At 57.1% G+C, this 15,358-nt stretch carries 15 protein-coding genes; 11 read left to right on the top strand and 4 right to left on the bottom strand.

All coding sequences use genetic code 11. The features are described from left to right. The first annotated feature begins 1 nt into the window (after nt 1). The 5 genes from RGU70_RS04000 (at nt 2) to lpxC (ending at nt 5,828) form a co-directional block, all read left to right on the top strand. Complete coding sequence (locus tag RGU70_RS04000; protein ID WP_322208107.1) at nt 2-769, top strand: cell division protein FtsQ/DivIB; 768 nt, start codon at nt 2-4, stop codon at nt 767-769. A 13-nt stretch (nt 770-782) separates the two neighbouring features. Next, on the top strand, nt 783-2,015 hold the full coding sequence (ftsA, locus tag RGU70_RS04005) for a cell division protein FtsA (RefSeq protein ID WP_322208108.1): 1,233 nt from the start codon (nt 783-785) through the stop codon (nt 2,013-2,015). 165 nt (nt 2,016-2,180) lie between these two features. After that, on the top strand, nt 2,181-3,356 hold the full coding sequence (gene ftsZ, locus RGU70_RS04010; RefSeq protein ID WP_322208109.1) for a cell division protein FtsZ: 1,176 nt from the start codon (nt 2,181-2,183) through the stop codon (nt 3,354-3,356). A gap of 902 nt (nt 3,357-4,258) precedes the next feature. Beyond that, nucleotides 4,259-4,765, top strand: coding sequence for a peroxiredoxin (locus RGU70_RS04015; protein ID WP_322208110.1), 507 nt, complete (start codon nt 4,259-4,261; stop codon nt 4,763-4,765). A 127-nt stretch (nt 4,766-4,892) separates the two neighbouring features. After that, on the top strand, nt 4,893-5,828 hold the full coding sequence (lpxC, locus tag RGU70_RS04020) for a UDP-3-O-acyl-N-acetylglucosamine deacetylase (protein WP_322208111.1): 936 nt from the start codon (nt 4,893-4,895) through the stop codon (nt 5,826-5,828). 92 nt (nt 5,829-5,920) lie between these two features. Here lpxC and RGU70_RS04025 read toward each other — a convergent pair whose 3' ends face one another. Beyond that, nucleotides 5,921-6,442, bottom strand: a complete 522-nt coding sequence (locus RGU70_RS04025; RefSeq protein ID WP_322208112.1) for a DciA family protein — start codon at nt 6,440-6,442, stop codon at nt 5,921-5,923. A 102-nt stretch (nt 6,443-6,544) separates the two neighbouring features. On the opposite strand from RGU70_RS04025, the gene RGU70_RS04030 reads away from it, so the two are divergent. The 6 genes from RGU70_RS04030 to RGU70_RS04055 all read left to right on the top strand — a co-directional run bounded on the left by RGU70_RS04030 (nt 6,545) and on the right by RGU70_RS04055 (nt 13,507). Next, nucleotides 6,545-7,498 carry a M23 family metallopeptidase gene (locus tag RGU70_RS04030; RefSeq protein ID WP_322208113.1) on the top strand — a complete coding sequence of 318 codons (954 nt, stop codon included), beginning with the start codon at nt 6,545-6,547 and terminating at the stop codon, nt 7,496-7,498. Nucleotides 7,499-7,647: 149 nt separating this feature from the next. Continuing rightward, complete coding sequence (secA, locus tag RGU70_RS04035; protein WP_322208114.1) at nt 7,648-10,410, top strand: preprotein translocase subunit SecA; 2,763 nt, start codon at nt 7,648-7,650, stop codon at nt 10,408-10,410. A gap of 150 nt (nt 10,411-10,560) precedes the next feature. Next, the gene (sugE, locus tag RGU70_RS04040; protein ID WP_322208115.1) at nt 10,561-10,881 is read left to right on the top strand and encodes a quaternary ammonium compound efflux SMR transporter SugE; all 321 of its coding nucleotides are present in this window, start codon (nt 10,561-10,563) and stop codon (nt 10,879-10,881) included. Between the two features lie 97 nt (nt 10,882-10,978). Beyond that, nucleotides 10,979-12,214, top strand: a complete 1,236-nt coding sequence (argJ, locus tag RGU70_RS04045; protein WP_322208116.1) for a bifunctional glutamate N-acetyltransferase/amino-acid acetyltransferase ArgJ — start codon at nt 10,979-10,981, stop codon at nt 12,212-12,214. A 13-nt stretch (nt 12,215-12,227) separates the two neighbouring features. Beyond that, entirely contained in the window at nt 12,228-13,103 is an 876-nt protein-coding gene (locus RGU70_RS04050; protein ID WP_322208117.1) for an ATP-binding protein, read from the top strand. Then, the gene (locus RGU70_RS04055) at nt 13,100-13,507 is read left to right on the top strand and encodes an NUDIX domain-containing protein (RefSeq protein WP_322208118.1); all 408 of its coding nucleotides are present in this window, start codon (nt 13,100-13,102) and stop codon (nt 13,505-13,507) included. The genes RGU70_RS04050 and RGU70_RS04055 overlap by 4 nt, the downstream gene beginning before the upstream one ends. 69 nt (nt 13,508-13,576) lie before the next feature. Here RGU70_RS04055 and yacG read toward each other — a convergent pair whose 3' ends face one another. The 3 genes from yacG to coaE form a co-directional block, all read right to left on the bottom strand. Then, on the bottom strand, nt 13,577-13,771 hold the full coding sequence (yacG, locus tag RGU70_RS04060; protein ID WP_322208119.1) for a DNA gyrase inhibitor YacG: 195 nt from the start codon (nt 13,769-13,771) through the stop codon (nt 13,577-13,579). A gap of 8 nt (nt 13,772-13,779) precedes the next feature. After that, nucleotides 13,780-14,535 (bottom strand): cell division protein ZapD, encoded by a 756-nt coding sequence (zapD, locus tag RGU70_RS04065; RefSeq protein WP_322208120.1) that lies wholly within the window; start codon nt 14,533-14,535, stop codon nt 13,780-13,782. A gap of 161 nt (nt 14,536-14,696) precedes the next feature. Beyond that, a complete protein-coding gene (gene coaE / locus RGU70_RS04070) occupies nt 14,697-15,356 on the bottom strand; it encodes a dephospho-CoA kinase (protein ID WP_322208121.1) in 660 nt (219 codons plus the stop codon). Nucleotides 15,357-15,358 lie beyond the last annotated feature (2 nt).

Raw genomic sequence — 15,358 nt, forward strand, 5'->3', positions numbered from 1 at the left:
CATGTGGCAAGACATCAAAACGCTCAATGCCATCTCCAATGCCTTGCAGACGCTGGTTCTGCTGGCCTTGCTGGCGGTCGGGTTGTGGTGGTTGTCTGAGCGGCCGATGTTTGCGTTACGGGTGATTCAGGTTGAAGGCATTGATGCAGAGCCCCTGCGACGCGTGAATCGGGTAACGGTGCAGGCGAGTCCGGTGCCGCTGCTCAAAGGCAATTTCTTTACCGCCGATCTGGGTGCGGTGCGGCTTGCATTTGAAGCTGTGCCCTGGGTGCGCAAGGCAACGGTGCGGCGCGAATGGCCGGACAAGCTGGTAGTGGCACTGGAAGAACATCGCGCACTCGGTACCTGGGGTGATGCCGGCCAGTTGTTATCGGTACATGGCGATGTGTTTACCGCCAATCTGGCGGAGGCGGAAGACGATGGTGCTTTGCTGGAATTCGGCGGCCCTGTCGGAAGCGCGCCGGATGTCGTGGCGCGCTATGCGGATTTCAAGAACTGGTTTTCGCCGCTCAAGTTATCGCCGGCGGCAGTGCAGTTATCTGGCCGGTACGCCTGGTCGGTGCGGCTGGACAATGGCATGAATGTGGAATTGGGACGTGAGCAGGATAAAACGACCCTGAGGGAACGAGTAGGGCGGCTGGTGACGGTGTATCCGCAATTGGTGCAGCGTCTGCAGGGGAATATAGAAGATGTCGACATGCGCTACCCGAATGGCTTGGCTTTGAAATCGGCCGGACTGGTTTTGGCGGGATTGAACGGCAAGAAATAATAAGTGGAACGCTATGACTAAAGATGCAAAAAATTTAATTGTCGGGCTCGACGTTGGCACCTCGAAGGTGGTGGCAGTCGTGGCCGAAGTCTTGCCGGATGGCCGTCATGAAGTGATCGGTCTTGGTCAGTCGGAATCGAAGGGCTTGAAAAAGGGTGTGGTGGTCAACATCGAAGCCACGGTGGAATCCATCCAGCGCGCGCTGGAAGAAGCCGAGCTGATGGCCGACTGCAAGATTCGCAATGTGTATACCGGGATTGCCGGCAGCCATATCCGCAGCTTCAACTCCAGCGGCATGGTCGCTATCAAGGACAAAGAAGTCAGCGCAGCCGATGTGTCGCGCGTGATCGAAACGGCCAAGGCCGTGAATATCCCGACGGACCAGCAGTTGCTGCATACGGTGCCGCAGGAATTCATCGTGGATAACCAGGAGGATGTGCGCGAGCCTATCGGCATGAGCGGCATCCGGCTGGAAGTCAAAGTGCACATCGTCACCGGTGCGGTGTCGGCGGTGCAGAACATCGTCAAATGCGTGCGCCGTTGCGGGCTGGAAGTATCCGATCTGATTTTGCAGCCCTTGGCCTCGGCAGATGCCGTGCTGACGGCCGATGAGCGCGAACTCGGCGTGGTGCTGGTCGATATCGGTGGCGGCACGACTGACGTCGCCGTGTTCACCGAAGGTGCGATTCGCCACACCGCAGTGATCCCGATTGCGGGCGATCAGATCACGAACGATATTGCGATGGCGCTGCGGACGCCGACGCTGGAAGCGGAAGAAATCAAATTGCGCTACGGCGTGGCCAAGCAGGTGCTGGCCGATCCGGGCGAAACGCTGGAAGTGCCCGGTCTGGGCGACCGCACCCCGCGCACGCTGTCGCGTCAGGCGCTTGCGGCGGTGATCGAACCGCGCGTCGAGGAATTGTTTGCGCTGGTGCATCAGGTGGTGCGCGAATCGGGTTACGAAGAAGTGCTGTCGAGCGGCATTGTGCTGACCGGCGGATCGGCTTTGATGCCGGGAATGGTGGAAATGGCAGAGGATATTTTCCTCAAGCCAGCGCGCTTGGGTACGCCCGAGTACAGCGGGCAACTGGCCGATGTGGTGCGTAGTCCGCGTTATGCGACGGTGCTGGGTTTGATGCTGGAAGCAAAAAAGCAATATCTGCGCGGTCATATCGTGACGCGTCAGGAAGGTTCGATGAAGGCAGTGTGGCAGCGCATGAAGGAATGGTTTCTCGGTAATTTTTGAGGCGGCAGGGACGTAGATTTTTTCGTATTTCGTTTTTCGTATTTTGCATTTCGTATCGGGTGAGTCGGACAGGGTCATTTTTACGCAGTTGTCAGTTGCTAGGCGTCACGCAGAGTGATGCCTAACAACTGCAAGCTGCATCAACATTATTAAGGAGTCATCGTCATGGAAATAAATATGTTGGATAACGCCGCACTCGGCACCATTATCAAAGTCGTTGGTGTTGGCGGCGCCGGCGGCAATGCGGTGCAGCACATGATTAACAAAGGTGTATCGGGCGTCGAATTTATCGTCGCCAATACCGATGCGCAGGCATTGAAATCGTCCAAGGCGGACAACGTCATTCAGATCGGCGAAACCGGCCTGGGCGCAGGGATGAAGCCGGATATCGGCCGTCAGCTGGCAGAAGAAACCCGTAGCCGCATCGAAGATTCCTTGCGCGGCGCGCACATGGTCTTCATCGCAGCTGGCATGGGCGGCGGCACAGGAACCGGTGCTGCACCAGTGATTGCGCAAATCGCCAAGGAACTGGGCGCGCTGACCGTGGCAGTGGTTTCCAAGCCCTTCTCCTACGAAGGTCAGAAGTGCATGGACATCGCTGACAAAGGCCTGGAAGAACTCGGCCAGCACGTCGATTCGCTGATCATCATCCTCAATGAAAAACTGGAAGAGATCTACGAAGACGACAGCATGATCGAATGGCTGGGCCATGCGGATGATGTGCTCAACAACGCAGTGGCGGGGATTGCGGAAATTATCAATGTCCCTGGTCATATCAACGTCGACTTCAATGACGTCAAGACCATCATGGGCGAGCAGGGCAAAGCGATGATGGGTACGGCCACGGCTTCCGGCGTCGATCGCGCACGCGTCGCAGCCGAACAGGCGGTTGCTTCGCCGCTGCTGGACGGTATCGATCTGTCCGGCGCGCGCGGCGTGCTGGTCAATGTGACGGCCAGCCGCAATCTGAAGGGCAAGGAAATCAAGGAAGTGATGGCCACCGTTCGCGCCTTTGCCGCCGCTGATGCCTCGATTGCGCAAGGCATTGCGTATGACGACTCCATGGGTGACGATATCCGCGTGACCGTCGTGGCAACTGGCCTTGGCCGATCGCGCAAGACGGTGCAACTGGTGCAAGCACCGATGTTGCGCACGGGTACCCACAATGAGCCAATCATGGCCGGCACCAGCGGTAACCCGCACGTCGGTACATCATTGGGCGGCATGAAGGCCCCTGCAGTCTGGCGTCGCGAGTCGGCTTCCGACACCGTGCGTGCGCTGGAAAAGAATGGCATGGAAACCTACGACATCCCGGCCTTCCTCCGTAAACAAGCCGACTAAGGGAACCGCTGATTAAGCTACTGCGCGGGGCAATCTCAGGACTGCGATGCTCACCGTACTCAAGTACGGTTGCGCTTCTTATCCTGACCTTGCGCCGCTCGCTACGCTTACTCAGCGGTTCCGGTGCGGTGGGTGGGGTGCGGTGAAACTACCGTGCGGTGCGATTTGATTAAGCTACTGCGCGGGGCAATCTCAGGACTGCGATGCTCACCGTACTCAAGTACGGTTGCGCTTCTTGTCCTCATCTTGCGCCGCTCGCTACGCTTACTCAGCGGTTCCGGTGTGGTGGGTGGGGGCGGTGAAATTACCGTGCGGTGCGATTTGATTAAGCTACTGCGCGGAGCAATCTCAGGACTGCGATGCTCACCGTACTCAAGTACGGTTGCGCTTCCTATCCTGACCTTGCGCCGCTCGCTACGCTTACTCAGCGGTTCCGGTGCGGTGGGTGGGGGCGGTGAAATTACCGTGCGGTGCGATTTGATTAAGCAACTGCGCGGGGCAATCTCAGGACTGCGATGCTCACCGTACTCAAGTACGGTTGCGCTTCTTATCCTGACCTTGCGCCGCTCGCTACGCTTACTCAGCGGTTCCGGTGCGGTGGGTGGGGACGGTGAAATTACCGCATGCAGTATTAAGGGTTGAGTAGCTCGTCGTATTCAAACGACTATGTTTTTGCTCCGACTCTGTGCCACGCGCTACTCTTAATTAGAGGATCTTCAAAAGATTGGTTGGAATCGGTCGTCGTTATCGGTGTACTTTAGGCCGGTGCAGCGGGGGTCGTTGAAAACGGGCATACTGCTCTTATGCGCTGCGTTAATTCGCAGCGTTTTTGTATCTGCTCCATTTTCCGGGCGCTGTTATGCCCCTCATTAAGTCCCTCATCTGAATCAAGGAATTTCCTCATGACTATTAAAATCGGCGAACGCTTGCCTGAAGGTACTCTGTCTGAATTTATCGATATCGCTACCGAAGGGTGCGCGCTCGGTCCTAATGCGGTGAACGTCGCCGCTGCGCTGAAGGGCAAGACCATTGCCATTTTGGCGCTGCCGGGTGCGTTTACGCCGACCTGCTCCGCTAAGCATTTGCCCGGCTATATTCAGCATGCCGATCAATTCAAGGCCAAGGGCGTCGATGAAATCTGGTGTCTGGCAGTCAATGATGCCTTTGTCATGGGCGCATGGGGTCGCGAGCAAAAGGCCGTCGGTATCGTCCGTTTGTTGGGTGACGGTAGCGCGATCTATACCAAGGCGCTGGGTCTGGATGCCGATTTCACGGATCGTGGCATGGGCATTCGCTCGCAGCGGTATTCGATGTTGGTGGTTGATGGCGTGGTCAAACAATTGAATGTGGAAGCGGCAGGCAAGTTTGATGTGTCGACTGCAGAAACATTGTTGGCGCAGCTGGGCTAAGCAGATCCTGCGGAGTTTTGCTTCGCAGTGAATGAGAAAAAGCGGCTTGCGGGCCGCTTTTTTGTTGCCGCAGACAATCATCCGTATCAGCAGGACAGTGCAGGTGATTTTCCGGGATAATGAGCGCATGTTAAAACAACGCACTATCAAACAATTAGTCCGCACTGTCGGTGTCGGGCTGCACTCCGGAACCCGGGTAGAACTGACCTTGCGCCCCGCACCAGTCGATACTGGCATCGTCTTTCGCCGCATTGATCTGGTGCCGATTGTCGAATTCCCCTGTTCGGCCCACATTGTCGGCGATACCCGCATGGCGTCGACGTTGGGTGTGGGCAGTGCCAAAGTGTCGACCGTCGAGCATTTGCTTTCCGCCTGCGCTGGTCTGGGAATTGACAATATGGTCATCGATTTGACCGCTGAAGAAATTCCCATCATGGATGGTTCGGCTTCGTCGTTCGTTTATTTGTTGCAGCAAGCCGGATTGCAGGAGCAGTCCGCTGCGCGCAAATTCATCCGCGTCAAGCGCATGGTCGAAGTGCGGGAAGGTGAGGGCGATAAAGAAAAATGGGCCAGGCTCGAACCGTATGAGGGTTTGAAACTGAAATTTTTCATTGAATTCAACCATCCTGCCGTGGATACGACTGGTCAGACAGGGGAAGTGGATTTTGCGATTGAGTCTTACGTGAAAGAAATCGCCCGGGCCCGTACTTTCGGTTTTATGCAGGATGTGGAAACACTGCGCGGTATGGGATTGGCGCGAGGCGGTTCGTTTGAAAATGCCATCGTGCTGGATGAATACCGTATTCTCAATGCCGATGGCTTGCGCTATGAAAATGAATTTGTGCGGCACAAGATGCTGGATGCGATCGGCGATCTGTACCTGATCGGCCATCCTTTGCTGGCGGCGTATGTCGCGCATAAATCCGGGCACGGGCTCAATAATCAGTTGTTGCGAGCCTTGCTGGCGCAGCCGGATGCTTATGAGATCGTCAGTTTCAATGCGCCTGAGGGAGCGCCGCCTACCTACGTCGCGCAAGCAGAGCAGGAGTGGGCGCTGAATTAAGCAGGCGTATCGCTACCCATTTAAGACTCGTTAAATGGAAGGGTATGAAATACGGTTTGTTTGATGGTCGCGGTATGGCAGGGGCAAGCTTGTCAGGCTATGGTCTCGGTGGGGACAAGGTGATGGCGCACCAGCGCAGCCAGGGCCGATTTCAAGGCTTGATTGCGGGGCGTGTCTTCCAGCATTTGATTCAAGCCGGAGAGCGCTGTCAGCGCGTTTGCAGGCAGTTGCAAGGGCGTGTGCGGTGGCGTCGGAACGCGGTTTTTGGCAACTTGTACTTTGATACGTATTGCGTTAACCTGCCAGCCTCGCTTTTGCAGATGTTCCTGCAATTTCGGCAGCTGTTGTTTTAGTTTGGTGGCCAGTGCCGCGTTCGGTGCCGACAGAACCAGTTGGCCATCTTCCAGTTGCAGCGGGTCGCAAGAAGAAAACATTGCAGGCAGCGCGGCGGCATAGTCTTTTTGCAGTGCCGCCAGACGCACGATGGCCGGCATGAGCGAGGCCATGCCGTCATGTGCGCGTAAAAAATCCGATGCGTCTTTCGGCTTGTGCTGCTTCACATGCGCAGATGAGCCGCTTTGACGCCGGGGAAGAAAAGGGGAGGATTGCATCATTGAGCAACCTTATCATATTCGGGCGTTTATCAGCGGTCTGAGGTGTGCTGTGAACGTCTGCTGCCGCAAGGGGCCGTCCACCGAAACGGCTGAGGAATAACGATGCAAATCATTGTGATGCACCCTCGGTTTTCCCGCTCGCGTTCCATTACGCTGGCTTCCCGACATATTCTGTTGCTTCTGCTGTTGCTCATTACGGTGTTGATGGGTTTGTCGAGCGTGCTGACCTACGCAGTATTGCGGCGGGCGGCTACCGGAGATGCTCCGTTCTTACGCAATGTGCTGGGTCTCTCGGTCAATCAGGACGGCGACCGCAAAGAAAAGTACGTGAAGGAAAACCTGACGCTCATGGCGATCAAGCTCGGGGAAATGCAAGCCCAGCTCATACGACTGGACGCACTGGGTGAGCGGGTGCAAGGGCTGGCCGGCGTGCGGCCGGAAGAGTTCAATTTCAAAAAAATGCCGGGACGTGGCGGTGCTTCATCTACAACGCCCGCCGTGGTGCCAGGTATCAGCGAGATGCAAAAATTGCTGGATGCGCTGGCAACGGATGTCTCGCGCCGCTCCGATTACATGAATGTGGTCGAAACCACCTTGATGAGCGACAAAATCAAAACCCGGCTCTTGCCGACCAAGCAACCGGTCAATGTCGGCTACAACTCATCGAGTTTCGGTTGGCGTCTCGATCCCTTTACCGGCGGCAATGCTTTTCACGAAGGTCTGGATTTTCCCGCCTCGGTAGGCACGCCTATCTATGCCGCCGCCGCCGGCGTAGTGATGGCTTCGGAATATCACCCGCAGTTCGGCAACATGGTGGAAATCGACCACGGCAATGACATCATGACCCGTTACGCCCATGCATCGGCGCTGTTTGTGAAGGTCGGCGATATCGTCAGTCGCGGCCAGCATATCGCCGATATCGGCACCACCGGCCGTTCTACCGGCCCCCATTTGCACTTTGAAGTGCGGATCAGAGGCGTGGCGCAGGACCCCAAGAAATTCCTGGCGCTGGGCGGCAGTCCCGGCAAGGCTTTGCCGGAATTCGTGCGGCGTTAGCCCGCATACTCGTAGTGCGTTTCTGCGGCCTGTGAGGGAGGGTGTCCTCATGGTAAAATCGTCGTTTGCTTGCCCTTCGTCCGCTGCCGCATCGTACAAGCACTGTACTGTGCAGTATCGTTTTCCGGCGCTTTTATAAAATTCCTCGCATGTCATTACTGACCCAGATTTTCGGCAGCCGCAACCAGCGGCTGCTCAAGCAATATCAAAAAACCGTTCGCGCCATCAATGCGCTGGAGCCGGCTATCGGACTCCTGTCCGATGATGAATTGAAAGCCAAGACCCCAGAGTTCCGGCAACGCGTGGCGCAGGGCGAAAAGCTCGATGCGCTGCTGCCGGAAGCCTTTGCCGTGTGTCGCGAAGCCAGTAAACGCTTGCTGAAAATGCGCCATTTCGATGTCCAGTTAGTGGGCGGCATGGCCTTGCATTACGGCAAGATCGGCGAAATGGGTACCGGCGAAGGCAAGACGCTGATGGCGACGCTGCCAGCCTATCTGAATGCCTTGTCCGGCGACGGCGTGCACGTCGTCACGGTCAATGACTATCTGGCGCAGCGCGATGCCGAATGGATGGGGCAGCTTTACAGCTGGCTGGGCCTGACGACCGGCATTAACATGTCGCAAATGGCGCACGACCTCAAACAGCAGGCGTATGCCGCCGACATCACCTACGGCACCAATAACGAATTCGGTTTCGATTATTTGCGCGACAACATGGTGTTCGAGCGCAGCGACCGCGTGCAGCGCAAACTGAATTTTGCCATTGTCGATGAAGTCGATTCGATTCTGATCGATGAAGCCCGGACGCCACTGATCATTTCAGGACAGGCCGAAAATCATACCGACCTGTATCACAAGATCAATTCGCTGCCGCCCCTGCTGACCTTGCAGATCGGTGAAGAAACGCCGGATGGTAAGAGTACGGTGGAAGTCCCCGGCGATTACACCAAGGATGAGAAATCGCATCAGGTGCTGTTGACCGAAGCGGGCCATGAAAAGGCCGAGTCCATTCTGGCCGGCATGGGTCTGCTGGCCGAAGGTGGTTCGCTGTACGACGCCACCCACATCACGCTGGTGCATCACCTGTACGCCGCATTGCGCGCCCACACGCTGTATCACAAGGATCAGCACTACGTGGTGCAGAACGGCGAAGTCGTGATCGTCGATGAATTCACCGGCCGCCTGATGACCGGACGTCGCTGGTCGGATGGCCTGCATCAGGCTGTCGAAGCCAAAGAAGGCGTGAAGATTCAGAACGAGAATCAGACGCTGGCATCGATCACCTTCCAGAACTATTTCCGCATGTACGGCAAGTTGTCGGGCATGACCGGTACGGCCGACACTGAAGCCTACGAATTCCAGGAAATTTATAACCTGGAAACCGTCGTCATTCCACCGAACCGGATCAGCGCCCGCAAGGATCGTCAGGATCAGGTTTACAAGAGCTCGCAGGAAAAATATCAGGCCATGCTGGTCGATATCCAGGATTGCTACGAGCGCGGGCAGCCGGTGCTGGTGGGGACTACCTCGATTGAGAATTCCGAATTGCTGTCCGGCATTCTCGACACCGCCAAACTGCCGCACAACGTCCTCAATGCCAAGCAACATGCGCGCGAAGCTGAAATCATCGCCCAGGCCGGACGGCCGAAGATGATTACGATCGCGACCAACATGGCGGGTCGCGGCACCGATATCGTGCTCGGCGGCAATGTCGAAAAGCAAATTCAGATCATCGAAGCCGATGCGGCGTTGAGCGATGCCGATAAAGCGACACAGGCGCAAACACTGCGTGACGAGTGGCATTCGCTGCACGAGCATGTGGTGAAGGCCGGCGGCTTGCACATCATCGGTACCGAGCGCCACGAATCGCGGCGCGTCGATAACCAGTTGCGCGGCCGTTCAGGACGTCAGGGCGATCCCGGTTCTTCCCGTTTCTACCTGTCGCTGGACGACGCCCTGCTGCGCATTTTTGCCGGCGACCGCGTACGCGCGATCATGGATCGGCTGAAGATGCCGGAAGGCGAGCCGATCGAAGCGGGCATCGTTTCCCGCTCTATCGAATCAGCGCAGCGCAAGGTGGAAGCGCGCAACTTCGATATCCGCAAGCAATTGCTGGAATACGACGATGTCGCCAACGATCAACGCAAAGTGATTTACCAACAGCGCAATGAATTGCTGGAAGACAACGGCGTCGAGGGCATGATTACTTCGCTGCGCGAAGGCGTACTGACCGATATTTTCCGTACCTATGTGCCGGAAGAATCGGTTGAGGAGCAGTGGGATATCCCCGCGCTGGAAAAGACGCTGGCAGGCGAATGGCAATTGCCGGTGGCGCTGAGCGCCATGCTGGAAGCGGAGCCCAACCTGAGCGACGAGGAGCTGCTCAAGCGCGTATTTGACGAAGCGACTGCCGCTTACGAGGCCAAGATTGCCATCGTAGGCCGCGAATCGTTTGCCGGTTTCGAGCGCAGCGTCATGCTGCAAAGTATCGATAGCCATTGGCGCGAGCATCTGGCAGCGCTGGACCACTTGCGTCAGGGGATTCATTTGCGCGGCTATGCGCAAAAAAATCCTAAGCAGGAATACAAGCGCGAAGCCTTCGAACTGTTCGGGCAGATGCTCGACCAGATCAAAAATGAAGTGGTCAAAATCGTCATGGCGGTTCGGATCGACAGCCCGGACGATGTGGTGGCAGCCGAAGAGGGACTGACGCCAGCCCAGCTGGAAAACCTTAATTACCAGCATGCCGATTTCGACCCGGATGCCGCGCCGGAAGAATTGCTGGCGCCGACGGCCTTCAGCGCAGCTGAAAGTAGCGTATTGGCCAGCGATCTGCCAAAGGTGGGACGTAATGATCCTTGCCCTTGCGGTAGCGGCAAAAAGTACAAGCAATGCCACGGCAAGCTTTCGTAAGCTAGGCGCATTGGCTGGCTAAAAAATGACGGGCTGGTAACGCCGTTAGCGATGGGGTGCTGCGAGAGCAGCACCCCGTTTTTTTTGTATGAGTTCTGCTCGATCAGTCCTGCCCGGACTGGAAAGGTGGAACATCGAAGGGAGTGTCTTATGGCATGGCTCATGTTGATATTGGCGGGGATCTTTGAAATCGCCTGGGCAGTCGGTTTGAAATACACCGAGGGATTTACCCGCTTGTGGCCCAGCATTGGTACTGCGCTGGCGATGGTGCTTAGCGTTGGCTTGCTGGCGTTGGCGGTCAAGACGCTGCCCTTGAGTACGGCCTATGCCATCTGGACGGGCATCGGCGCGTTCGGCGCAGTGATTTTGGGCATTGTGTTGTTCGGTGAGTCGGCCGCCCCGGCGCGGCTGGCTTGCCTGGGGTTGATTTTGCTCGGCATCATCGGCTTGAAAATCGTCTCGCCGGATTAGCTTTTTGCCGTGGCGTGCCTGCGTGCCGGAGCGCGCATTCGACGTGATGCCGTATGCGTTTACAATGAGCCTCCTTTTCTTTTTCGGATAAGCCACGATGGCCGTTAACTCCCCTCTCCCTATCGCCGCAGACCTGCGGCCTGTTGCCGGCATCACGCTCGGCCATGCTGAAGCCGGTATCCGCAAACCCGGTCGCAAGGATTTGCTGGTGTTGGAACTGGCACCGACGGCGACGGTAGCCGGTGTGTTTACGCTCAACCGTTTTTGCGCCGCTCCGGTGCAACTGTGCAAGACCCATCTGGCGCAAGTCAGCCCCGGCGCGCCGATTCGCGCCTTGCTGATTAACACCGGCAATGCCAATGCCGGTACGGGCGCAGAGGGTCTGGCGCGAGCGCAGGCCACCTGCGTCGCGCTGGCAGAATTGCTCGGCTGCGCGCCTGAGCAAATATTACCGTTCTCAACCGGCGTGATTCTGGAACCCCTGCCGGTCGAGCGCGTGATTGCCGGCTTGCCACAAGCACTCTCCCATTTGCAAGCCGACAATTGGTTCAATGCCGCGCAAGCGATCATGACCACCGACACCCAGCCCAAAGCCGCTTCGCGCACCCTCACCATCGCCGGTCAACGCGTCACGCTGACCGGCATCAGCAAAGGTGCCGGCATGATCCGGCCGAACATGGCGACCATGCTGGGCTTTGTCGCCTGCGATGCGCGCATCCCACAAGCGCTGCTGGAAACACTGGTGAAAGACGCGGCGGATCAATCCTTCAATTGCATCAGCATCGATGGCGACACCTCGACTAACGACTCCTTCATGCTGATTGCCACCGGCGCGGGTGAACTCGTTATTGAGAGTGTGAACAGCCCCGGGTACGCTGAATTAGTAACGGCAGTGAAGGCCTTGTCGCAGAATCTGGCGCAGCAAATCATCCGTGACGGCGAAGGCGCGACCAAATTCATTACCGTGGCAGTCGAGGGTGGGCGTAATGTCGAGGAGTGCCGCAAGATTGCCTATTCGATTGCGCATTCGCCGCTGGTCAAGACCGCTTTTTTCGCGTCCGATCCGAATCTGGGGCGCATTCTGGCGGCGATCGGTTATGCCGGTGTCGACGATCTGGATGTATCGCTGCTCAATTTATATCTGGATGATGTCTGGGTCGCGCGCGATGGCGGGCGTCATCCCGATTATCAGGAAGCCGATGGCCAGCGCGTGATGCAGCAAAGCGAAATCACGGTGCGCGTAGTGCTGGGGCGCGGGGCTGCTGCGGCCACCGTCTGGACTTGCGATCTGTCCCACGAGTACGTCTCGATCAACGCCGATTACCGGTCCTAACCCGTTCCCGTTCATGAATCCATTAGATCAATTTTTGTTGCGGGCGGAAGCCTTGCTCGTACGTGTAGAGGCCTTGCTGCCCGCCAGTGGCAATGCGCCGGACTGGAACGCTGGCGTCGCCTTCCGCTGGCGTCGCGGCAAGGGATCGAGCAACGGGTATTTGCAGCCGGTGGCGCATGTGTCACAGATCGCTTTGTCGGATTTGCAGCACGTTGGCGTCCAAAAGGAGCAGATTGACACCAATACGCGACAGTTTGTCGAAGGAAGGCCTGCCAACAATGTGCTGCTGACCGGCGCGCGCGGGACGGGAAAATCTTCGCTCATCAAGGCCTGCCTGAATCAGTATGCGCAGCGCGGCTTGCGTCTGATCGAAGTGGATAAGGACGATCTGCATGACCTGCCCGATATCGTCGATCTGGTCGCGGCGCGGCCGGAACGCTTCATTGTTTTTTGCGACGATCTCTCGTTCGAAGAGGGCGAGCATGGCTACAAGGCCTTGAAAGTGGCGCTGGACGGCAGTATTTCTGCGCAATCGGACAATGTGCTGATTTATGCCACGTCCAATCGTCGTCATTTGATGCCGGAACGCCTGTCCGACAATATGAGTTATCAGCATACCGAGGATGGCGATCTGCATCCGGGCGAGACGGTCGAGGAAAAAATCTCGCTGTCGGAACGCTTCGGGCTGTGGGTGACGTTTTATCCCTTTAAGCAGGACGACTTCCTGGAAATCGTGGCGCACTGGCTGCGTCATTTCGACTGTACTGCGCAGCAGATTGAAGAGGCGCGTGGCGACGCTTTGCGCTGGGCTTTGCAGCGCAGCTCGCGCTCGGGCCGCGTGGCCTGGCAATTCGCCAAGGATTACGCCGGCAAGTTGCGTTCGGCATGAGTGATGCAGCGGCACTTCCGGTCGATGTAGCGGTCGGCATCCTGATGCAGCCGAACGGTGACGTCTTGCTCGGGCAGCGTCCTCCCGGCAAACCCTATGCCGGATATTGGGAATTTCCCGGCGGCAAAGTGGAAAAGGGCGAGTCGATTCTGGCCGCTTTGCAGCGCGAGTTTCAGGAAGAGTTGGGAATTGAAGTGGTGTCGGCGGAAGCCTGGTGCGGCGTGGAATACATTTATCCGCATGCCCATGTGCGCCTGCATTTCTATATCAGCCGGGAGTGGCGCGGCGAACCGCAAAGCCTTGAGGGGCAGGCCTTTTCCTGGCAGGGCAGTATCGGACTGGAGCCGCTGCTGCCGGCAACGATACCGCTACTTGGCTGGCTGGATCAGTTGCGCGGCCGCTGAGGTTCCAGTCGACCTATTCAACCTATTCAACCGATTCAACCCATTCGACAGGGGATACTCAGGCGGGGGTTATTGCAGAGACTGAAGAGATGAATCGCTGTCGTCGTCGGTCGGCATATTGACTGCCGGTATTGTGTATTTTTCTTCCGCCCAGGCACCGAGATCGATTTGTTTGCAGCGATTCGAGCAAAACGGGCGGAATTTGTTGATCTCGTTCCATTCCACCTTGGCGGCGCAGGTCGGGCAATCTACGATGGTAGCCATGGTGTCTTTCAAAAACCGCAGAGGGCCAGTTCAAATGGCACATCTGCTTCAAATGCCTTGGGCTTCATGTCACCGTCCTGAGACGTGAAGCGCACCCACAGCATGTATTTGTTGGCGGAAATTTCGGGGATGGCGCCCAGTTCATCATCCAGCACCAGTCTCAGCATCTGATACACCTTACCTTGCAGCATCTGCTGATAGCTGCCTGCGGCGGCTTCAATCTTCGTGGCCATTCCCGATTCGCGCAGCAAGCGCAGAACGATGCCGATGGCGTCGAACAAGGTGGCAGAAGGCGCGAACCACGCGACGATATCCGCATAGCGCTGCTGGGCGGGACGCTGTTGCCAGGCATAGTAGGAGGGCAAATCAAATTCACAAGCGCCGCCGGGGATGATGGTGCGGCCGCGTATGCTCATGAGCCATTCATTGTCACGGATGTTTTGTCCCGTGCGCCCTTGCGATGCGGAGAGGCCAGTAATGACGCGGTCAATATCCGACAGGATGGCGTCGAGCATCTCCGGTTCGACATTGGGATTGGATCGGTACGCCAGAAGCACTTGCTTTTGGCGTTCCAGCTCTTGAAGCAAATCAGACTTCAGATCGGCACGGCCGGCAACTTCCAGCATTTCGAAAATGATGGAAAGGGCGACGTGATGTTGCAGGGCGCTTTCCTGATTCAGGAAAAACACAAATCTTTCGTGGAGATCTTCTAGCCGCAACAGCGTGCGAATACGCTCGTTGAACGGGTATTCGTAGACAATCAAAGTTGCATCCCTTGTAAAGTGGTAGCGAGGCCATCCGTTCTGCGTATGGATCTTTTGTGTTGCTTTTGGCGCAATTTTTGACGCTTATGCACACATTCCGCACACATTCTTTGCATCAGACGGAATAGCAGATACGTGATTCTGACCCATGCAGCCGAAAATTACAAATGCCTATGACGTTTTGTTTCTGCAAGGGCCAGATAACGGGCGTGTAGCGCGTCGATTTGCGCTTGTAATTGGGCATGTCCGGCGGCAGTGTGGTCGGCGTCGTTGTCGATCACATCATCGGCACACGCCAGTCGCTGTTCCCGCGTGGCTTGCACTTCCATGATGGCGCGTACTTCGTCGGCGCTGAGCTTGCTACGTTGCATCACGCGGGCGATTTGCGTCGCTTCGCTGCAATCCACTACCAGAACGCTATCGACGCGCTGTTTCCAGGTACCCGATTCGACCAGTAGCGGCACGACGAAAATCGTATAGCAGCCGGTCGCTCTGGCAGCGGCTTCTGCCGTTGCTGCGCGGATCATGGGATGCAGCAGCGATTCCAGCCGATGGCGCGCTGCGGGCGCACTGAAGACATGGGCGCGCATGCGGGCGCGATCGAGTGCGCCTGCGGCATCAATGAAATCGGGACCGAATTCAGCGGTGATAGCCGGGATGGCCGCGCCACCTGGGGCAGTCAGTTGATGCGCAATCGCATCGGTGTCGATCAGCGTGGCACCGCGTTCGCCGAACAGATTGGCAATGGTGGTCTTGCCGCTGCCGATGCCGCCGGTGAGTCCGATGGAAAAAGTGCGGGAGATAGCGGCGTCAGAGGTCATGG

Origin of the sequence: Herbaspirillum sp. RTI4 (assembly GCF_034313965.1) — a bacterium.
Classification (GTDB): Bacteria; Pseudomonadota; Gammaproteobacteria; order Burkholderiales; family Burkholderiaceae_D; genus Herbaspirillum.